Raw genomic sequence first — 16,926 nt, forward strand, 5'->3', positions numbered from 1 at the left:
AAATGAGTCTGACAAAAATAAGCGATATCCGTCGACGGGAACTGCGCCATGCGGCTTATGAGGTCCTGCAGAAGGAAGGCATGGCCGGAGCGACCGTAGAAAAGGTCGCCCAGAAAGCCGGAGCCTCCAAGGGCATCGTCCATCACTACTTCAAGACCAAGCAGGAGTTGTTCGAGCACGCCATGCGGCACTCGAATTCCCTGTTGCGGGACGAAGTTATCCGTTTGATGCGCTTGGCGCGGAGCCCTGAAGAGAGGCTCTGGGCGATAATCGACGGCAACTTTAGCGCCGCGTTCTTCACCCCGGGCATCTGCCATGCGTGGCTCGCACTATGCGCTGAAGTACCCCGGGAGCCGCAGCTGGCTCGAATCCAGCGCATCGTACACGCCCGGATGCATTCGAACTTAATCAGCGCTTTGACGGCGATAGTTCCGGCTGACCAGTGTGAAACGGTAGCGCTAGGCGTAACGACGTTGATCGATGGGCTTTGGCTGCGGCTGGGGCTGCGGCCCGGCGAACTCACTGCTCTTGAGGCACTGGCGCAATTGGCTGACTACCTTGCGCACCGGATTCCGAATGTCCCGTGGGACCAACACCTGGCGCGGACTGGTTCACGCTGGCAATTGGGCTGAACTGCTTTGGCCTTTGAAAGAGAGGCCCGGCTCGACTGCTATGGTGACCATTGGCACCATTGTTGGCTACCGTAAACTGAATAGGCTCTGCGGACTTGAACCGAAGGAGCGATCTCATGGCTGAGCGGCTATCCGGAAAAGTTGCACTGATTTCCGGGGCGGCTTCTGGGATCGGCCGGGAGACAGCGCGGCTCTTCGCCCGCGAAGGTGCGACCGTGTTCCTTGGCGACATCAACGGGGACCGGGGCAACGAAGCTGCTGCCGGGATTGGAGAGTCGGCTTTCTTTCTGCCGCTCGATGTGACCGACGAGACTTCCTGGTCGCGCGCGATCGAGACTGTCGTCCAAAGCGCCGCAAAGATCGACATTCTGGTCAACTGCGCGGGAATCTGGAGCGGTGGCGATTTCATCGAGTACTCGCTGGCGGACTGGCGGCGGACGATGGAGGTCAATGCGACCGGGACGTTCCTTGGGTGCCGAGCCGCCGTCGGGGCCATGAAGGGCAAAGGCAACACGGGCTCGATCGTCAACATTTCCTCGATCTACGGCAACATCGCCGCTGACGACGCGGTTGCCTATGCCGCCAGCAAGGGGGCGGTGCGGATGCTCACCAAAGGCGTAGCGCTGTATTGCGCGGCGAACTCCCTACCTATCCGCTGCAATTCGGTTCATCCGACCTATGTCGACTCGGAGATGCTGGACAGCTTCGCCCGGGAAGTTGGCGGGCGTGAGGCGGCGGTCGCAGGGTTGAGCGGCGCGGTGCCGATGCGCAAGTTGCCAGTGCCCTTGGATATCGCCGAGGCGATTTTGTTCCTGGCTTCGGATGCGGCGCGTTTGGTCACCGGAGCGGAACTGCCGGTCGACGGCGGCATGCTGGCAGGAATCTTCGCTCCGATGAGCGCGCCCCGCCCCATCTGAACGGCTAACGCGTCCCGCCTGGAAGGACGATCTCAATAAGAACGATTACAATGGGAGAATAAAATGAACAGTCGCAAGCTCACTCTTTGGACGATTCCCGTGGCGCTCACCCTCATGAGCTCCCCTCTGGCGGTAGCGAAGCCGTTGGGCGACAAAGACACTGCGATTAAGATCGCGATCAACGAGTGGACCGGCCAGAACCTGACGGCGCACATTGCTGGAAAGCTGCTGGAGAAACTGGGCTACAAGGTCGAATACGTCACGGCGGGCACGCTGCCGCAATTCACCGGCATCGCAAACGGCACGTTGGCCGTATCTCCGGAGGTTTGGCCAAGCAATCTGGGGGATGTCTATCCCAAGGCAAAGGCCGAGGGCAAGCTCGAGGAAATCGGCGAGCTCGGCCTGCAAAGCCGGGACGGTTGGGTATATACGGCCGACACGAAGGCCGCTTGTCCTGAATTGCCGGACTGGTCAGCGTTAAAAGATCCAGCATGCGTGCAGGCGCTCGCTACGCCGGAGACGTTCCCAAACGGCAGACTGCTGGACTACCCCGCCGATTGGGGATCTGTTAGCGGCGCGGAACTGAAGAAGTTCGATATCCCCTTCACGCCTGTTCCCGCCGGATCCGAGGGGGCGCTCGTCGCGGAATTGCAGGCTGCTGTCGCAGCTCACAAGCCGCTTCTGATGCGCTTCTGGTCTCCGCATTGGGTGCTGGCCGAGACGCCTGTCGAATGGCTGAAAATGCCACCTTGCGACGCGAAGGACCTCGCCGAATGCATTGTCGCGCCACCCGTGATCAAGGTAGTGTGGGCCGGGTTCGCTCAGAAATGGCCTGCAGGATACGAGATGATGAAATCGCTCCAGCTCCATGCGGATGACCAGCAGAAGATGATCTACGCCGTCGACAAGCAGGGCAAGAACCTCGACCAGGCTGTCGATGACTGGCTGGACCAGCATCAAGGCGATTGGCAAGCTTGGTTGAAGGCGGCGCAGGACTGAGCCGACGCAATCTCGCGGTGAGCCTGGGAATGGACCCTCGGTTCACCGCTTCCCAAAACCAGCTAGTCTAAAGACAAGTTCGAGATGACCAATTCTGTTGATCGAGCAGGCACCGCCGCCAAGGCAAGCGCCAAGCTTCGATGCCGCAACCTGTGGAAGATCTACGGCCCTCGCCCGGCGAAAGCGCTTGGCACGGCCCTCTCGTCGGCCGAACCAGCTCCCGTATTGAAGCGCAGGCTGGAGGCAAGCGGGCACTTCCTTGCTTTGGCCGATGTGAGCTTCGAGGTCCAGCAAGGCGAGATTTTCGTCGTCATGGGTTTGTCCGGTTCGGGCAAGTCGACGCTCGTACGATGTCTGTCGCGTCTCGTGGAGCCAACGAACGGAGAGGTCTGGCTCGGCGAGGAAAATCTTTTGGCCGCCAGCGAGCGCCGGATGGTTGAGGTCCGCCGCAAAGTGATGGGCATGGTCTTCCAAAGTTTCGGGCTGCTGCCGCATCTCAACGCGCTCGACAATGTTACCTTTCCGCTGCGCATGCAGGGAATGTCCCTGGCCGAAAGGTTCAAGAAGGGCCAGGAAATGATGGCGCTGGTTGGCCTTCAAGGCCGCGAGCGCAGCATGCCGCACGAGCTTTCCGGAGGGCAACAGCAACGCGTCGGCATTGCCCGTTCGCTGGCCGTCGGTCCAGAACTCTGGTTCCTGGACGAACCGTTCTCCGCGCTGGATCCCCTGATCCGACGCCAGATGCAGGACGAGTTCCTACGGTTGCAGCGCCTGCTCCAGAAGACCATTGTGTTCATCACGCACGACATCCAGGAGGCTTTCCGCCTAGCTGACAGGATCGCCATCATGCGAGAAGGGCGGATAATACAAATCGGAACGCCGGCTCAGATCATGCTGCACCCGGTCGATTCCTACGTCGCGAGCTTTACCGGAGAGGTTTCCCTTGCAAAGGTCGTGACCGCGGGCTCCGTCATGGAGGCAATTCCGGGCAACTGGAGTTCCAATGAGGGGACGCACGAGGTGGACGAATGGATGCCGATCGAAGCTCTGTTACCGCGGAGCATTGCGGGTATTCGATCGTTCGTAGTTACCCGTGAGGGCAAGGGGCCTGTAGGCCTGCTTACATCCGAGGTCATCGCAAAAGTTCTGGCAAACGACACGGTCGAGCGAGGAGCAACGTGAGCGTTCAGGAGGTCGTGCTTGCGCCTTTCGAAAGCCTGCCCATGAAGTTCAGGCAGTGGGTGTGGCTTTGCGTTCTCGGCTTGGCGGCGCTTAGCCTTGCCTCGAGGGAGGCTTTCCCTTGGGTCTTGAATTATCCAACTGGCTGGTTGTTGCCAGTCGCATCCCTGGTGAACGGCCTGTTTGATGTGGTCGTTCCGATTTTGACACCGATCTGCAGATCGTTGGCCGCAGTTCTCGGGGCAGCCCTGAATGTCTGCAGCTCTGCTTTGCGGTGGATGCCATGGCCGGCCATGCTCGCGCTCTTCGCATTGTTCGGTTGGCTGGCGCGAGGGTGGCGGCTTGCGCTGTTTACCGCGGCCGCGCTCGGCTACATTGTCGCTGCTGGCTACTGGCAGCAGGGAATGAATACCCTGTCCATGGTCGTTCTGGCCGTGCCGATCGCCGTCACCCTCGGCTTCCTACTTGGAGTGGCAGCCCATTCGTCAAAGTTCGTGCGCAGCGTTACGATGGTCATGCTCGACCTGTTGCAGACTGTCCCGGCCTTCGCGTTTCTGATCCCGCTTTTGCTGCTTTTCGGCTTTGGTCCGATCGTAGGGTTGATCGCATGCGTCGTCTACGCAGTCGCGCCGATGGTCCACTGCACGATGCTCGGTCTTGGCCACGTTCCGACCGCACTCCTGGAAGTGGGCAGCATGGCAGGTTGCTCGAGGAGTCAGCGCTTCTGGCATGTCGTGCTGCCGACCGCCAAGCGCGAGATTCTGACGGGGATCAACCAGACCACGATGGCCAGCTTCAGCATGGTGATCATGGCGGCCGTCATCGGCGGCTTCAACGACGTGGGCTGGGAAGTGCTCAATGCTATGCGCAAGGCGGAGTTCGGCCAAAGCCTCCTGTCCGGCCTCGTGATCGCGGTGCTGGCGATGGTCGTCGACCGGATCACCTTCGGCTTGGCTCAGGGGCGTAGCGAGGTGCGTTCCACTCGGTTACAAGCCATGGTGCGAACCTTGATGCTTACAATTGTGCCCTTCCTGTTCGGCGCGCTGTTGCACGCCTCGCCTTCGGCGATGGCATGTATCGACAAGGTGCAGGGCATCATAAATCCAGACATTCTGAATCGCGTAGTCCTGGGGCTTGTGCATGATTTTTCGGTGCCGCTGGATAACTTCAAGGTGTTCGTCCTATATCACTTCATGTTGCCGCTTCGGATCGGCCTGATCAGCGCCGTGACGCCTTTCACCTGGGGCTTTGCGTGGACGCCTCAGATCAATGCGGCCTACTGCGTGTTGGCGCTGGCGGGTTCAGCTTGGCTTTGGCTCAGTGGGCGATGGCAGCTCGCCATCGGACTGCTGGTCACGTCGGCCCTGCTTCTCTTCGGCTTCAACGGGCTTCCCTGGCTTGCCTTCATTCTGGTGGTGACGGCTCTTGGTTGGTCGATTGGTGGTTGGCGATTGGCGCTTCTGTCCGTCGTTGGCACCTATTTCGTAGTCGCCACCGGCCTCTACATCCCTCTCGGCCAGTCCCTATACCTTTGCCTCCTGGCCGTGCTGATCTGCATGTTGATTGGCGGGCTTCTGGGGATAGCGGCGGCCAAGAGCGACCGGGTTTCGGCCTTGATGAAACCCATCTGCGACACGCTCCAGACGATGCCGCAATTCATTTTCCTCATCCCAGCTTTGATGTTTTTCCAAGTGGGTGAACTGACGGGCCTGATCGCGATCGTGCTTTATGCAATAGTGCCGCCGATCCGCTATGTGGAGCATGGAATTAGGGGCGTCCCGAGGGACTTGGTGGAGACGTCCCGGCAGATCGGTTGCACAGCCTGGCAACGTCTGATCCACGTCGAGCTTCCTGTTGCCAAGCCCGTCGTCGTTCTGGGTGTCAATCAGACGATCATGGCCGCCTTGTCGATGCTGCCCGTCGCCGCGCTGGTCGGCACCAAGGATCTTGGACAGCAGGTGTACATCGCGCTCAGCAAGGCAGACGCGGGGCAGGGTATGGTTGCAGGTCTGTCAATCGCGTTCGTCGCCATGATTTCCGATCGTATCATGCGCGCGACTGTCTCAAAGACGGGCAACATCCCTGAAGCATGACCCCGGGCCAGCCGGGGAGAGTAGGCCTAATCAGACTCGATGGCCTGCAATTTTTGGGACAGCGCGAGGACAGCATGATGCGCTCTGAAAAGGATACCCAGACGAGCGACTGTTCCCAACCGCCGACACGATCAGAACATCTGCGATCGATAACCGAACATCGGGTTATCCTGAAGGCGCGAAGCCATTGTGGCGAGGCCAGAAACCGACATGCGAACCGAGCCGGCGCGCCTCACCGTCTCGAAGCACAGATTGATCCCGGTTGGCTCGATAAAGCTGCCAGCCTGAACTCAGTTAGCCGCTGGTTTTGCATATGGCCGAGTTCGGCTTTGCGGTTTCAATCGCTGATGGTCTGCGTCGGTGGGTCGCGGTCCGAGCCGAGCAACTGACCCAGCAAGTTCGCAAGCATGTCGATCGCTGCCTCACGCGTGGGTTCCGCTTTGGTTACGGCAAGACGCAGCCAGATGCCGTCCATTAACATGCTGATGACCTCGGCGGCGCGCTCGGCTTCTGCAGGAGCTAAGAGGATCCTGAGTTCGTGCAACAGGTTGCTTTGCATGCGTGAGTTCTGGATATTCAGAAGCCTTGCAAACCGCGCGGAAAACGTGGCTTGGGCACAATAGGAAATCCAATATTGGGCACGGCTTGCGATATACATACGCTGGTCGAAGTTGCCTTCGCAGATAACTGCGAGCCGCTCCCTCGGTGTTTTGCAGCGGCGCAGACTCGCGCCAATCTGTTCTGAAATAAGTCGGTTTCCGTAACGAACGGCCGCCTCCAGCAGCTCGTCCTTGTCCCTGAAATAATGATGGACCAAGCCACGGGACATTCCGAGGCGTTCAGCGACTTTACCGAGGGTTAAGCCGTGAAAGCCTTCCTCTGCCAAAATATCAAATGCGACTCGTTGCAAATCCTTGCGCCGTATGTCGCGAATTCGAGTCTTCATCAGATCCCCGGGGGGCGTGTCGAATTTCGAGCTGCCCGCAACCACGCGGCACGTTGAAACGGTTTGTTCGTAGCACGAAACGGCGTCGTCCGGCAAATCGTCATTCTGAAATGCTCCGTGATTCCAGTGCGATAGCGGCCCGAACGGCTCATGTAGCCAAATCAGAAGAAGCTGATCGCGCTGCAATCGGAGTGTCGGTGGTGCGGCCCAATATGCCCGATAGGCGCGATTGAAGCGCGTCGGATACGATCATCTTGGCACCTGTGCCAAAAAATTGGCACTCATGCCAATTTTTCATTGACCGCCCGCTCCGTCGCCTCTAGCGTGCCCGAACCTAAAGGCACGGGAGGGCTTGATGCGAACGTTCACACATCCGGTCGACGAGAGAGCAGGCGGGTCACCCGCGGCGACTGAATGTGTCTGGATAGGTACGCGTTGGCGTGGTCGCGGCAATGCCGCAAGCGTCAGCCCTTTCGGCCAGTTGAGCGACTTCGCCGGTCGCCAGGTAGTTCAAGCCATTGGTTGCCGCCCATGCAGATGAGCCGAGACGCTTTGCGGTTCGCATACCGCCAGATGCGAACCATCCGGGCTTTCGAAGATGCGGTGAACCGCGCTTTCTCGAGCGGGGAGATTCCTGGCTTCGTCCACCTGTACAGCGGCCAAGAGGCTTGCGCCGTCGGTGTCTGCATGCATCTCGATGACAAAGACTACATCGGCTCGACTCATCGCGGACATGGCCATTGCATCGCCAAGGGCTGCGATGTCGACGGCATGATGCTGGAGATTTTCGGCAAAGCAGGAGGTCTTTGCGGTGGCAAAGGGGGCTCCATGCACATCGCTGACATCGAGCGTGGTATGCTCGGTGCCAATGCGATCGTAGGGGGTAGCCCACCCCTTGCGATTGGCGCGGCGCTGACCGCCAAGACGCTCGGAACCGGGCAGGTGGCCGTAGCCTTCTCTGGAGATGGAGGCTCCAACCAGGGGACGATGTTCGAGGCCATGAACATGGCTGTCGTCCTTGGCCTCCCGGTGATCTTCGTTGTCGAGAACAACGGCTATGCGGAGGGAACCGGCGTCGAGTATGCCGTGGGCTCCCGCAGCATCGCATCCCGCGCAGCTGCGTTTGGCATGCCGGCTGCCTGCGTTGATGGACTTGATTTCTTTGCCGTGCATGAGGCGATGGGAGAGGCCATAGAGCGCGCGCGCAGTGAAGGACCTAGTTTCATCGAAGCGCGCTGCGTACGCCACCACGGCCACTATTGCGGCGATCCGCAAAGCTATCGATCGAAGGAAGAATTGGACGCGGCGCGTTCGGAGGGTGACCCCTTGCTGCGCTTCCGTGCTCGCGTCAGCGCCTCGGCGCTCCTGGAGGAAACGGAGCTCGATGCGATCGATGTGGAGGTCGAGGAGAAAATTGCGACCGCCGTATTGAAGGCGGGGGCGGCTGCCGATCCATCGCCTTCAGCCCTGCTGACCGATGTCTACGTCAGCTATTGATCGGACCGCTGCATGTCAAGAAAGTCTTTCAGGCAAGCGATAAACGAAGCCCTTCATGCCGAGATGCGCCGCGATCCGCGCGTGGTCGTGATCGGGGAAGATGTAGCAGGCGGCGCGGGCGGCACGGGGGTAGACGATGCCTATGGCGGTGTCATGGGAGTCACCCGCGGGCTGGTGGGTGCCTTCGGCCGCGGGCGCGTGATCGATACGCCCATTACCGAAAGCGCCATCATGGGCATGGCCGCAGGCGCCGCCCTCACCGGCTTGCGACCCGTTGCAGAGCTGATGTTCGTTGATTTCATCGGGGTCTGTTTCGATCAGATATACAACCAGGCCGCCAAGTTTCGGTACATGTTTGGTGGGAAGGCGAAGACGCCGCTAGTCATACGGGCTATGTTCGGCGCCGGGTTCAGTGCCGGAGCCCAGCATTCGCAATGTCTCTATTCCTTCTTCACCCACATTCCGGGCTTGAAGGTCGTCATCCCTTCGTCGCCTTACGACGCGAAGGGACTTCTGATCGAAGCCATCCGCGACGACGATCCGGTCATCTTCCTGGAGCATACGAAGCTCTACGACCTCGAGGGGTCGGTACCCGACGATCCTTACACGGTTCCGTTTGGCGAGGCATCCGTGCTGCGCCGGGGGCGGGACGTCACGATCGTCGCGCTCGCTCGGATGGTGAATGTCGCACTCGAGGCGGCTGACCGACTTGCGTCGTCGGGCATACAGGCGACCGTCATCGATCCGCGAACCACGTCGCCAATCGATGAAGAGACCATTTTGGAGAGCGTCGACGAAACCGGCCGCCTCGTAGTCGTGGACGAATCCAATCCCCGCTGCAGCGTTGCCAGCGAGATTTCAGCAATCGTAGCGGACAAGGCCTTTTCCGCGCTGAGGTCTCCCATTCGCCGCGTCACTGCTCCTCACACGCCGGTGCCCTTCGCCCCGGTGCTGGAAGAAGCTTACATCCCGAGCGCTGGCCAAGTTGAAGCCGCCGTCCGGCAACTTCTGAACAATTGAACGACGGGAAGCAACGAAGATGCAAATCACCGGCATTTCGATGCCGACCTGGGGCCTCACCATGGAGGAAGGGACGCTGGTTGAGTGGCTTGTGCCGGAGGGCGCGCGGGTCGAGGCAGGGATGGAGATTGCCGAGATCGAAACGGCAAAGGTGACCAACGTGTTAGAGGCGCAGGAGAGCGGCATTCTCCGTCGGCACGTAGTCGCGCCCGGGGAAACCCGTGAATGCGGTGCCCTGATCGCTGTCCTTGCAGACGAAACCGTGGAAGATGCCGAAGTCGACGCATTCGTCGCTCGCCATCAAGAGAGCGAGGGGAGTACGACCACTTCCAAGCAGCTGCCGGGACCTCGACAAATAGACCTGCCCGACGGGCGGCGTCTTCGATACCTCCGAATTGGTGAAGGCGGAACTCCAGCCGTGCTGATCCACGGCTTTGGTGGCGACCTGGACTCCTGGCAGACGACACAGGCGACGCTGGCTGCGGATCGTGCAGTCTATGCTTTCGACCTGCCAGGGCATGGCGAGTCGACGAAAGAGATTCAGACCGGGGATCTACCTGAACTCGCACAGATCCTCGAACAAGGCATTGAGGCTCTCGGGATCGGCCGCGCCCATCTTATCGGGCATTCGCTCGGCGGAGGCATCGCACTTCAGCTCGCGTTAGCGAATCCAGCGCGGATAGCCTCGCTCGCACTCATAGCGCCTGTAGGCCTTGCCGAAGATATCGATCCTGCATTCCCTCGGGAATTTGTTGCCGCCAAGAAGGCGCGCGACTTGCAGAATTGCCTTGGAAAGCTGTTCGCCGATCAGTCGCTGGTCAGCCGCGAGTTCGCAGAGCTGGTCGCGCGCAACAAGCGGATGGACGGAGCCGAACCTGCCCTTTCAAAGATTGTCGCGGCTTGCTTTCCGAATGGGCGCCAAGCGCGGAATTTCCTGCATGATTTCGAGGCCTGGACAGCGAACAACCCGACGATTCCCGTCGCCGTGATCTGGGGACACGCGGACGCCGTTGTTGCCGCCGACCCGGCGACCCAACTCCCTAACTCGGTTGCCGTACATCTCCTGCCGGGGATCGGCCACATGCCGCATTTGGAAGCCACGAAGGAGTTCAACGCAATAATCAGCGCTCACATTGGAGACGAATCATGACAGGTCGGCTAGCAGGACGCGCCGCCTACGTAACCGGCGGTAGCCGGGGCATTGGTCGCGGGATCGCTCTGGCGCTCGCAGGCGAGGGCGCCGCAGTGGTCGTGGCCGATACCGAGGCGGCCAGTGCCGAGGCCGTTGCCGCGGAAATCCGCGAGGCGGGCGGTCGAGCCGAGCCCTGTGTCATCGATGTCAGAAACTACGGCGATCTCGTCGGCATGGTCGAGCAAGTCGAGCGCCAGTACGGCCAGCTGGACATTGCGGTCAATTGCGCCGGCGTCATCAGCGTCGCCTCGGTGGAAGACGTGGAGGAAGCCGAGTGGGACCGGGTGATGGACGTCAACGTCAAGGGCGTCTTCCTGTCATGCAAAGCCGCGATCCCTGCCATGAGACGCAATGCCTTCGGCCGGATCATCAACATCTCCTCCGTCTCCGGCAAAGACGGCTATCCGAAACTGGCTGCTTACAGCGCCTCGAAATACGCCGTGCTTGGATTCACCAATTCTCTTGCAAAAGAGCTCGCTCGCGACGGCATCACCGTGAACGCGATCTGCCCGGGGGTGGTCAAAACCCAGATGTGGGACACGCTCTCGGAAGAATTAAAGGAGCAGGGAGAAACTCCCGAAGAGTCCTGGCTGCGGCACATACTGGAGTTCGTGCCTCAGGGGCGTCCCCAGACCCCTGAGGAGGTTGGAGGACTGGCTATCTACCTGGCCTTGGCCCCTAGCGTGACTGGACAATCAATAAACATCGACGGCGGGCTGACGTCGCACTGACGTCCGTTCGGGCCGAACGATGGATGGGAACAGCAATAAAAAGGAAAAAGAGCATGTTTAAGTCAGCGTTTTTGCAGTTCGCGTCAGCCTCACTTACGGTGATCCTCGTCGCCCTGGGGGCAAACTCGGCCCGAGCCGCCGAGATGGGCGCCAAAGACGAACCTATCAAGATCGTCATGGCCGAGTGGACCGGACAGCACGTGACCACCCGCATCGCAGGAAAGCTGCTCGAGCATATGGGCTACAAAGTCGAGTATGTGACGGCAGGGGGCTATCCGCAGTTCACTGGCCTGGCGGACGGCACACTCGACGTGACGCTCGAAATATGGATGAACAACGTTGGCGACATCTTCCCAATAGTACTGAAGGAAGGAAAGGTCGAGGATATCGGCCAGCTCGGCCTCGAGACGAAAGAAGGCTGGGTCTATCCCAAGTACATGACAGACGTCTGCCCGGGCTTGCCGGATTGGACCGCTCTTACCAAGCCCGGCTGTGTACAGGCACTGACCACGCCAGACACTTTTCCGAACGGGCGCGTGCTGGACTACCCGGCCGACTGGGGCTCGCGCTCCGGTCAAATAATCAAGGACAACAATCTGCCCCTAACCACCGTTCCGGGCGGCTCGGAGGGGGCGATGGTCGCCGAGCTCGAAGCCGCCCTGGCGGCAAAGAAACCCCTGTTGATGATGTTCTGGGCGCCGCACTACGTCTTCGCGGAGGCCGACATGGGTTGGGTGAAGCTTCCGCCTTGCAAGTCTCAAGACAACGACCACTGCATCAATCCTCCAGAGGTACACAAGGTCGTTTGGTCCGGGTTCAAGAACAAATGGCCAGCCGCTTATGAATTCCTCAAAGCCTTCCGCGAGAAGGCCGAGGTCCAGCAGCAAATGATCTTGGCGATCGACAAGAAGGGTCAGAGCATTGACGCCGTCGTCGACAGCTGGATCGACCATAATAAGGACGTCTGGCAGCCTTGGGTGCGGGAAGCCACTCGTTGATGCGACAATTGCAAGGCCAGCGGGCGGCTGCGGAGCCGCCCGGACAGCAGTCGGTCTCTGGCGACCGACGAACAGGGAATGAACTTGCCGCTGGCATTAATGGCTTTGCGGCTACCATGGAGGCGGAACCGCAGCATCCCGTAAAGCTGTCTTGCCGGAACCTGTGGAAGATATACGGCCTGGGCGCTGAGCGTTCCTATGAGGCAGCCGGACTGTTTTCGGGGGACAAGGCTGCGGTTAGCGGTCGGCTCAGGCGGGAGGGACAGGTTCCTGCAGTCGTATCCGCCAGCTTTGACGTTCATGTCGGCGAGATCTTCGTCATCATGGGGCTGTCCGGCTCGGGGAAATCCACCCTGGTTCGCTGCCTCTCGCGCCTCGTCGAGTCTACCCACGGCCAGGTGCTCCTGGACGGGGAGGACCTGCTAGCCGCTAGTCCGCGCCGGCTTACCGAGCTGCGCCGGAGCGCAATGGGCATGGTGTTCCAGCATTTCGGATTGCTCCCCCACCTGAGCGTTCTCGACAACGTTGCCTTTCCGCTCCGCGTTCAAGGCTTGCCGGCGAGAGAGCGGTACGCGAAGGCCAAGGAGATGATAGCCCTGGTAGGCCTCGAAGGTCGCGAGCTGTCTTTTCCGCATCAGCTCTCGGGTGGTCAGCAACAGCGCGTGGGGATCGCGCGATCGCTGGCGGTCGGGCCGGGTCTGTGGTTTCTCGACGAACCGTTCTCGGCGCTTGACCCGCTGATCCGAAAGCAGATGCAGGACGAATTCCTCAGGCTCCAGAGGAAGCTTGGCAAAACGATCGTCTTTATCACGCATGATATCCAGGAGGCCTTCCGCCTAGCGGACCGGATTGCCATCATGCGGCATGGAGAGATCATACAGATCGGTCGGCCGGCGGATATTCTCCGAGCGCCCGCGGATAATTATGTGGCGCAATTTGTCGAGGACATATCGCTAGTACGAGAGCTTCGCGCGGCCGACATCGCGGTTCAGAATGATCTCGATGGCGGACCGTGTGTGGAGAACGTGCTGGGCACCGCTTGCCTGGAAGAGCTCATTGCGAGAGTTGCCCAAGGCGTCACCGGCTTCCAAGTAGTCAGTGCTGAAGGAAAGCCGCAGGGGGCAATCGTTTCCCAGGCAGTTCTGCAGATCCTTCAACGAGACAGGGAACGGCGACATTGAAAGAATTCTCGCCAGTCCTGTCGCTCCGGCACTGGGATGCGGGCCTTCCTGTTTGGGTGGCCGCAGGCCTTTTTGCGGCTGCTTGCCTGGCGTTGCGCGGAACTCTGCCGTGGTTAGCCGTCTATCCTGTCAACTGGGTCGCTCCGATCGCCCAATGGGTGGATGCCTGGAGCGCAGTCATCACAAACGCGGTTCAGCCGGCCTTTCGCGCCATCTCCGCACTGCTCCAATGGCCGATGGTGGTTTTCCAGGTCGCCCTCCAGTGGCTGCCGTGGCCAGCTACGATCGTCATCGTGGGCGCGGTGTCGCTGCGCGCTGGTGGTTATCGCCTGGCCATCTTCTCGACCGCCACGTTCGGATATCTTCTGGCGACGAACTACTGGCCTCAGAGTATGAACACGCTGGCGCTCGTGCTCTTGGCCGTCCCCTTCTCGGTTATAGTCGGATTCGCCGTTGGCATACTTGGGCATCGGGTAAAGGGGGCGCAGGCCGCCATCAACGTTGCCCTCGACGTCATGCAGACGATGCCTGCTTTCGCCTATCTTATTCCGTTGCTGCTGCTGTTTGGTTTCGGTCCGGTGGTCGGGCTAATTGCGAGCGTCGTGTACGCAATTCCTTTCATGGTGCGGAACACGATACTGGGCCTCGAACGCGTCCCAACCGAGATATCTGAGGCTGGTCTGATGAGCGGATGCACCCAACGACAGCGCTTCTGGCTCGTGGAGGTTCCGACGGCGGCGCCTCAACTTCTCGTCGGTGTCAACCAGACTACAATGGCGGCATTCAGCATAATGATCATCGCCTCGATCATTGGCGGCTTTGCGGACATCGGCTGGGAAGTGCTTTCCTCGATGCGGTCGGCTGCATTCGGCCAGAGTTTGCTGTCCGGCCTGGCGATCGCGCTGCTCGCCATGCTCATGGACCGGATCACCCTGGGTCTCGCTACTCGTACTGCAGTCTCTCGCCCGACCTGGCTAACCGCGCGCTGTTTGTCGACAGTTATCGCCATTGCATTGATGGGCGCGTTGCTAGCCCACATCATCGGAGCAAGCGTCACGCCGTCCGTCTGGCCGCCCCGGGGCCTTTTTGACCCCCAAGTGCTCAATCGTTGGGTCCTGCAGCTGGTAGGTCGATTTGACGGGCCGATCGAGGCGTTCAAGAACGGGCTCCTCTACTATTTCATCCTGCCGCTTCGAGTTGGGATGGTGGGCGCTGTCACGCCAATGTCCTGGGGGTTTGCGCTTACTCCGACCATCGTTGCCATATACGCGGTGTCGGTCGCGGTTGTAGCCGCTGTACTTGAACTGCGTTTTGGCTGGCGGCCGGCCTTTGCCCTTATGGTTGCCGCGCTCTACTTCTTCTTCGGATTTTCCACGTTCCCGTGGCCAGCCACGGTCGCGTTCATCGTTACGTTGGCCTGGCGATGTGCAGGCCGCTCAGTCGGCCTGTTTGCCCTCGCGGTCTGCATCTTCATACTCTCGACGGGTCTTTGGGAACCCTTTATCCGATCGGCGTATCTCTGCGGGCTCGCGGTGCTGTTTTGCTTCGCGATCGGCGGGATGGTTGGCGTTTGGGCGGCGCACAGCGACACGGTCTCTAGAGTTCTGAGGCCTGTCCAAGACGCGCTGCAGACGATGCCCCAGTTCGTCTTCCTGATTCCGGTATTGATGTTCTTCAAGGTGGGCGAACTCACGGCGCTGGTAGCGATCATGCTCTACGCGATCGTGCCCCCGATCCGATACACCGAGCACGGGATTCGCGGCGTACGCGCCGACTGCGTCGAGGCGGGCCGACAATGTGGCTGCACCCCCACCCAACTGCTTTTCCAGGTGAAGCTTCCACTGGCCATGCCTAACGTAATGCTTGGTCTCAATCAGACCATCATGGCCGCTTTGTCCATGCTGGTGGTCGCGGCGCTGGTCGGTACCAAAGATCTCGGCCAACAAGTTTATATTGCGCTGGGCAATGCCAGCGCTGGCCTCGGTCTCACATCAGGCTTGGCAATTGCACTGGTTGCTATGGTGGCAGATCGCACAATTCGAGGATGGTATGATCGCAACTATGTCTATGCGGGGCCTGCAGACGGACATTGAGCAGAGGATGCCGCCCGCGATGCCTCACCGACCTTCAATCCCGGTTTTGGCGACGCGGTTTAGCCCATGAATAGCGCGCTCAACGGTCCAATAACATCCAGGGACGAGCCGCTACATCCACTTCAAAATGTGGGGCGTAATGGGGGCTTAGATGATTTGAATTGTAAAACTTGCTGGCGATTCAACGCGCTAGCAACAGCGATGGCGGAGGGAGCGGGCCAATGCGGCCCACTCGAAACATGAAGAGATGAAGACCGGGCACATGATGGATATGGCCGGAATGGGCCAGCAAGTGCTCTGGGCACATTTCCTGGTCATAGTCCTCGGCGCCTGGCTTCTGACAAGCCCCTTGCCGCTTGCGCTCTTCGATCCCGCCGGAGCCGGCGCCGTCCATGACGTCACACAGGAGCGTGGACTATGGGAGCCAGCGTTACGCGATATGCTCACTGGCTGGAGCGACGTCGCTTGCGGCTTGCTGCTGATGCTCTTCGGCTCCCTTGCCCTGTCGCCGCGATTTGCCTGGGCGCAATGGGGAACGACTGTCGTCGGTCTCTGGCTCCTGTTCGCGCCCCTGTTCTTCTGGACGCCGAGCGCGGCCGCCACGATCAACGATACGGTCGTCGGCGCTTTGGCGATCGTCTTTTCGGTGCTCGTCCCGATGATGCCGGGCATAAGTCATGAAGGCATGATGGACGAGAGCACGGTGCCGCCCGGCTGGAGCTACTCGCCGTCTTCGTGGTTGCAGCGCCTGCCGATCATCGCACTCAGCTTCTTTGGTTTCCTTATCGCCCGCTATCTTACCGCCTACCAACTCGGGCAAGTCGGATCGGTCTGGGAGCCGTTCTTCTCCGGCGGGAATGGCAGGAACGGCACGGAATTCATCATCACCTCCGATGTCTTCCGCGCCTGGCCGATCCCGGATGCTGGACTAGGCGCCGCCGCCTACACGATCGAAGCCCTGATGGGCGCCATGGGCACGGCTACCCGCTGGCCGACCATGCCGTGGATGGTAACATTCTTTTTCATCCTGGTGGTGCCGCTCGGCGGCGTCTCGATCTTCTTCATCATCATTCAGCCGATCGTGATCGGCACATACTCCACACTGTGCCTGATCGCGGCGCTCGCGATGCTGATCATGATCCCGCTGACGCTCGATGAAGTGGTGGCGATGGGCCAGTATATCGTGCGCAGCACCCGTGAGGCTCGTCCGTTCTGGCGCACCTTCTTCCAAGGGGGACCGGAGCCGAACGGCGGTGCGGACAAGAAGGATCCGGGCTTCTCCGCCGCGTTTGCCGCGCAATCTGCAGCCGCCGTCCGCGGTTGTGACGGTTTCCTGGACATTGTTAGCGAGCTGCATTGTCGGTGCCTGGCTCATGCTGTCGCGGTTGGCTTTCGGCACCGAAGGAGCCATCGCAAACAGCGATCACCTCGCCGGCGCCATGATCATC

Annotated in this window: 13 protein-coding genes and 1 pseudogene; 13 read left to right on the forward strand and 1 reads right to left on the reverse strand. The window is 60.2% G+C overall.

Going from position 1 to position 16,926, the window contains the following annotated elements; translation table 11 throughout:
* The first annotated feature begins 2 nt into the window (after window positions 1-2).
* The 5 genes from betI (LB552_RS08940) (at window position 3) to LB552_RS08960 (ending at window position 5,820) form a co-directional block, all read left to right on the forward strand.
* Entirely contained in the window at window positions 3-632 is a 630-nt protein-coding gene (gene betI, locus LB552_RS08940; RefSeq protein ID WP_224604092.1) for a choline-responsive transcriptional repressor BetI, read from the forward strand.
* A gap of 116 nt (window positions 633-748) precedes the next feature.
* Window positions 749-1,549, forward strand: coding sequence for an SDR family oxidoreductase (locus LB552_RS08945; protein ID WP_224604095.1), 801 nt, complete (start codon window positions 749-751; stop codon window positions 1,547-1,549).
* A gap of 63 nt (window positions 1,550-1,612) precedes the next feature.
* Window positions 1,613-2,548 (forward strand): ABC transporter substrate-binding protein, encoded by a 936-nt coding sequence (locus tag LB552_RS08950; RefSeq protein ID WP_224604097.1) that lies wholly within the window; start codon window positions 1,613-1,615, stop codon window positions 2,546-2,548.
* Window positions 2,549-2,632: 84 nt separating this feature from the next.
* Window positions 2,633-3,730 (forward strand): glycine betaine/L-proline ABC transporter ATP-binding protein, encoded by a 1,098-nt coding sequence (locus tag LB552_RS08955; RefSeq protein ID WP_224604111.1) that lies wholly within the window; start codon window positions 2,633-2,635, stop codon window positions 3,728-3,730.
* Window positions 3,727-5,820, forward strand: coding sequence for an ABC transporter permease (locus LB552_RS08960; RefSeq protein WP_224604113.1), 2,094 nt, complete (start codon window positions 3,727-3,729; stop codon window positions 5,818-5,820). The genes LB552_RS08955 and LB552_RS08960 overlap by 4 nt, the downstream gene beginning before the upstream one ends.
* 337 nt (window positions 5,821-6,157) lie before the next feature.
* Here the strand turns inward: LB552_RS08960 and betI (LB552_RS08965) are convergent, their stop codons facing one another.
* Window positions 6,158-6,952, reverse strand: coding sequence for a transcriptional regulator BetI (gene betI / locus LB552_RS08965; RefSeq protein ID WP_224604116.1), 795 nt, complete (start codon window positions 6,950-6,952; stop codon window positions 6,158-6,160).
* A gap of 345 nt (window positions 6,953-7,297) precedes the next feature.
* Here betI (LB552_RS08965) and LB552_RS08970 point away from each other — a divergent pair, with 345 nt between their 5' ends.
* The 8 genes and pseudogenes from LB552_RS08970 to LB552_RS09005 all read left to right on the forward strand — a co-directional run.
* Window positions 7,298-8,263, forward strand: coding sequence for a thiamine pyrophosphate-dependent dehydrogenase E1 component subunit alpha (locus LB552_RS08970; protein WP_224604119.1), 966 nt, complete (start codon window positions 7,298-7,300; stop codon window positions 8,261-8,263).
* Window positions 8,264-8,275: 12 nt separating this feature from the next.
* Window positions 8,276-9,283, forward strand: a complete 1,008-nt coding sequence (locus LB552_RS08975) for an alpha-ketoacid dehydrogenase subunit beta (protein ID WP_224604121.1) — start codon at window positions 8,276-8,278, stop codon at window positions 9,281-9,283.
* Window positions 9,284-9,302: 19 nt separating this feature from the next.
* The gene (locus tag LB552_RS08980; RefSeq protein WP_224604124.1) at window positions 9,303-10,433 is read left to right on the forward strand and encodes an acetoin dehydrogenase dihydrolipoyllysine-residue acetyltransferase subunit; all 1,131 of its coding nucleotides are present in this window, start codon (window positions 9,303-9,305) and stop codon (window positions 10,431-10,433) included.
* Window positions 10,430-11,206 (forward strand): SDR family NAD(P)-dependent oxidoreductase, encoded by a 777-nt coding sequence (locus LB552_RS08985; protein WP_224604126.1) that lies wholly within the window; start codon window positions 10,430-10,432, stop codon window positions 11,204-11,206. The genes LB552_RS08980 and LB552_RS08985 overlap by 4 nt, the downstream gene beginning before the upstream one ends.
* Window positions 11,207-11,259: 53 nt before the next feature.
* Window positions 11,260-12,204: an ABC transporter substrate-binding protein gene (locus LB552_RS08990; RefSeq protein WP_224604129.1), complete on the forward strand. Its 945-nt coding sequence runs from the start codon at window positions 11,260-11,262 to the stop codon at window positions 12,202-12,204.
* A complete protein-coding gene (locus LB552_RS08995) occupies window positions 12,204-13,385 on the forward strand; it encodes a quaternary amine ABC transporter ATP-binding protein (protein ID WP_411965749.1) in 1,182 nt (393 codons plus the stop codon). Before LB552_RS08990 ends, LB552_RS08995 begins: the two co-directional genes overlap by 1 nt.
* Window positions 13,382-15,478 carry an ABC transporter permease gene (locus LB552_RS09000; RefSeq protein WP_224604131.1) on the forward strand — a complete coding sequence of 699 codons (2,097 nt, stop codon included), beginning with the start codon at window positions 13,382-13,384 and terminating at the stop codon, window positions 15,476-15,478. The genes LB552_RS08995 and LB552_RS09000 overlap by 4 nt, the downstream gene beginning before the upstream one ends.
* Window positions 15,479-16,166: 688 nt before the next feature.
* Window positions 16,167-16,616, forward strand: a pseudogene (locus tag LB552_RS09005) (vitamin K epoxide reductase family protein); the annotation flags it as partial.
* Between the last annotated feature and the right edge of the window lie 310 nt (window positions 16,617-16,926).

Source organism: Mesorhizobium sp. CA7 (assembly GCF_020165015.1).
In the GTDB taxonomy this organism is placed as follows: domain Bacteria; phylum Pseudomonadota; class Alphaproteobacteria; order Rhizobiales; family Rhizobiaceae; genus Mesorhizobium.

Excerpts from the sequence above, each read along its gene's own strand:
- LB552_RS08995 (WP_411965749.1), top strand. The coding sequence starts at position 12,204 with ATGCGACAATTGCAAGGCCAGCGGGCGGCTGCGGAGCCGCCCGGACAG.
- LB552_RS08955 (WP_224604111.1), top strand. The coding sequence starts at position 2,633 with ATGACCAATTCTGTTGATCGAGCAGGCACCGCCGCCAAGGCAAGCGCC.
- LB552_RS08990 (WP_224604129.1), top strand. The coding sequence starts at position 11,260 with ATGTTTAAGTCAGCGTTTTTGCAGTTCGCGTCAGCCTCACTTACGGTG.
- LB552_RS08985 (WP_224604126.1), top strand. The coding sequence starts at position 10,430 with ATGACAGGTCGGCTAGCAGGACGCGCCGCCTACGTAACCGGCGGTAGC.
- betI (WP_224604092.1), top strand. The coding sequence starts at position 3 with ATGAGTCTGACAAAAATAAGCGATATCCGTCGACGGGAACTGCGCCAT.
- LB552_RS08980 (WP_224604124.1), top strand. The coding sequence starts at position 9,303 with ATGCAAATCACCGGCATTTCGATGCCGACCTGGGGCCTCACCATGGAG.
- LB552_RS08975 (WP_224604121.1), top strand. The coding sequence starts at position 8,276 with ATGTCAAGAAAGTCTTTCAGGCAAGCGATAAACGAAGCCCTTCATGCC.
- LB552_RS08970 (WP_224604119.1), top strand. The coding sequence starts at position 7,298 with ATGCAGATGAGCCGAGACGCTTTGCGGTTCGCATACCGCCAGATGCGA.
- LB552_RS08950 (WP_224604097.1), top strand. The coding sequence starts at position 1,613 with ATGAACAGTCGCAAGCTCACTCTTTGGACGATTCCCGTGGCGCTCACC.
- LB552_RS08945 (WP_224604095.1), top strand. The coding sequence starts at position 749 with ATGGCTGAGCGGCTATCCGGAAAAGTTGCACTGATTTCCGGGGCGGCT.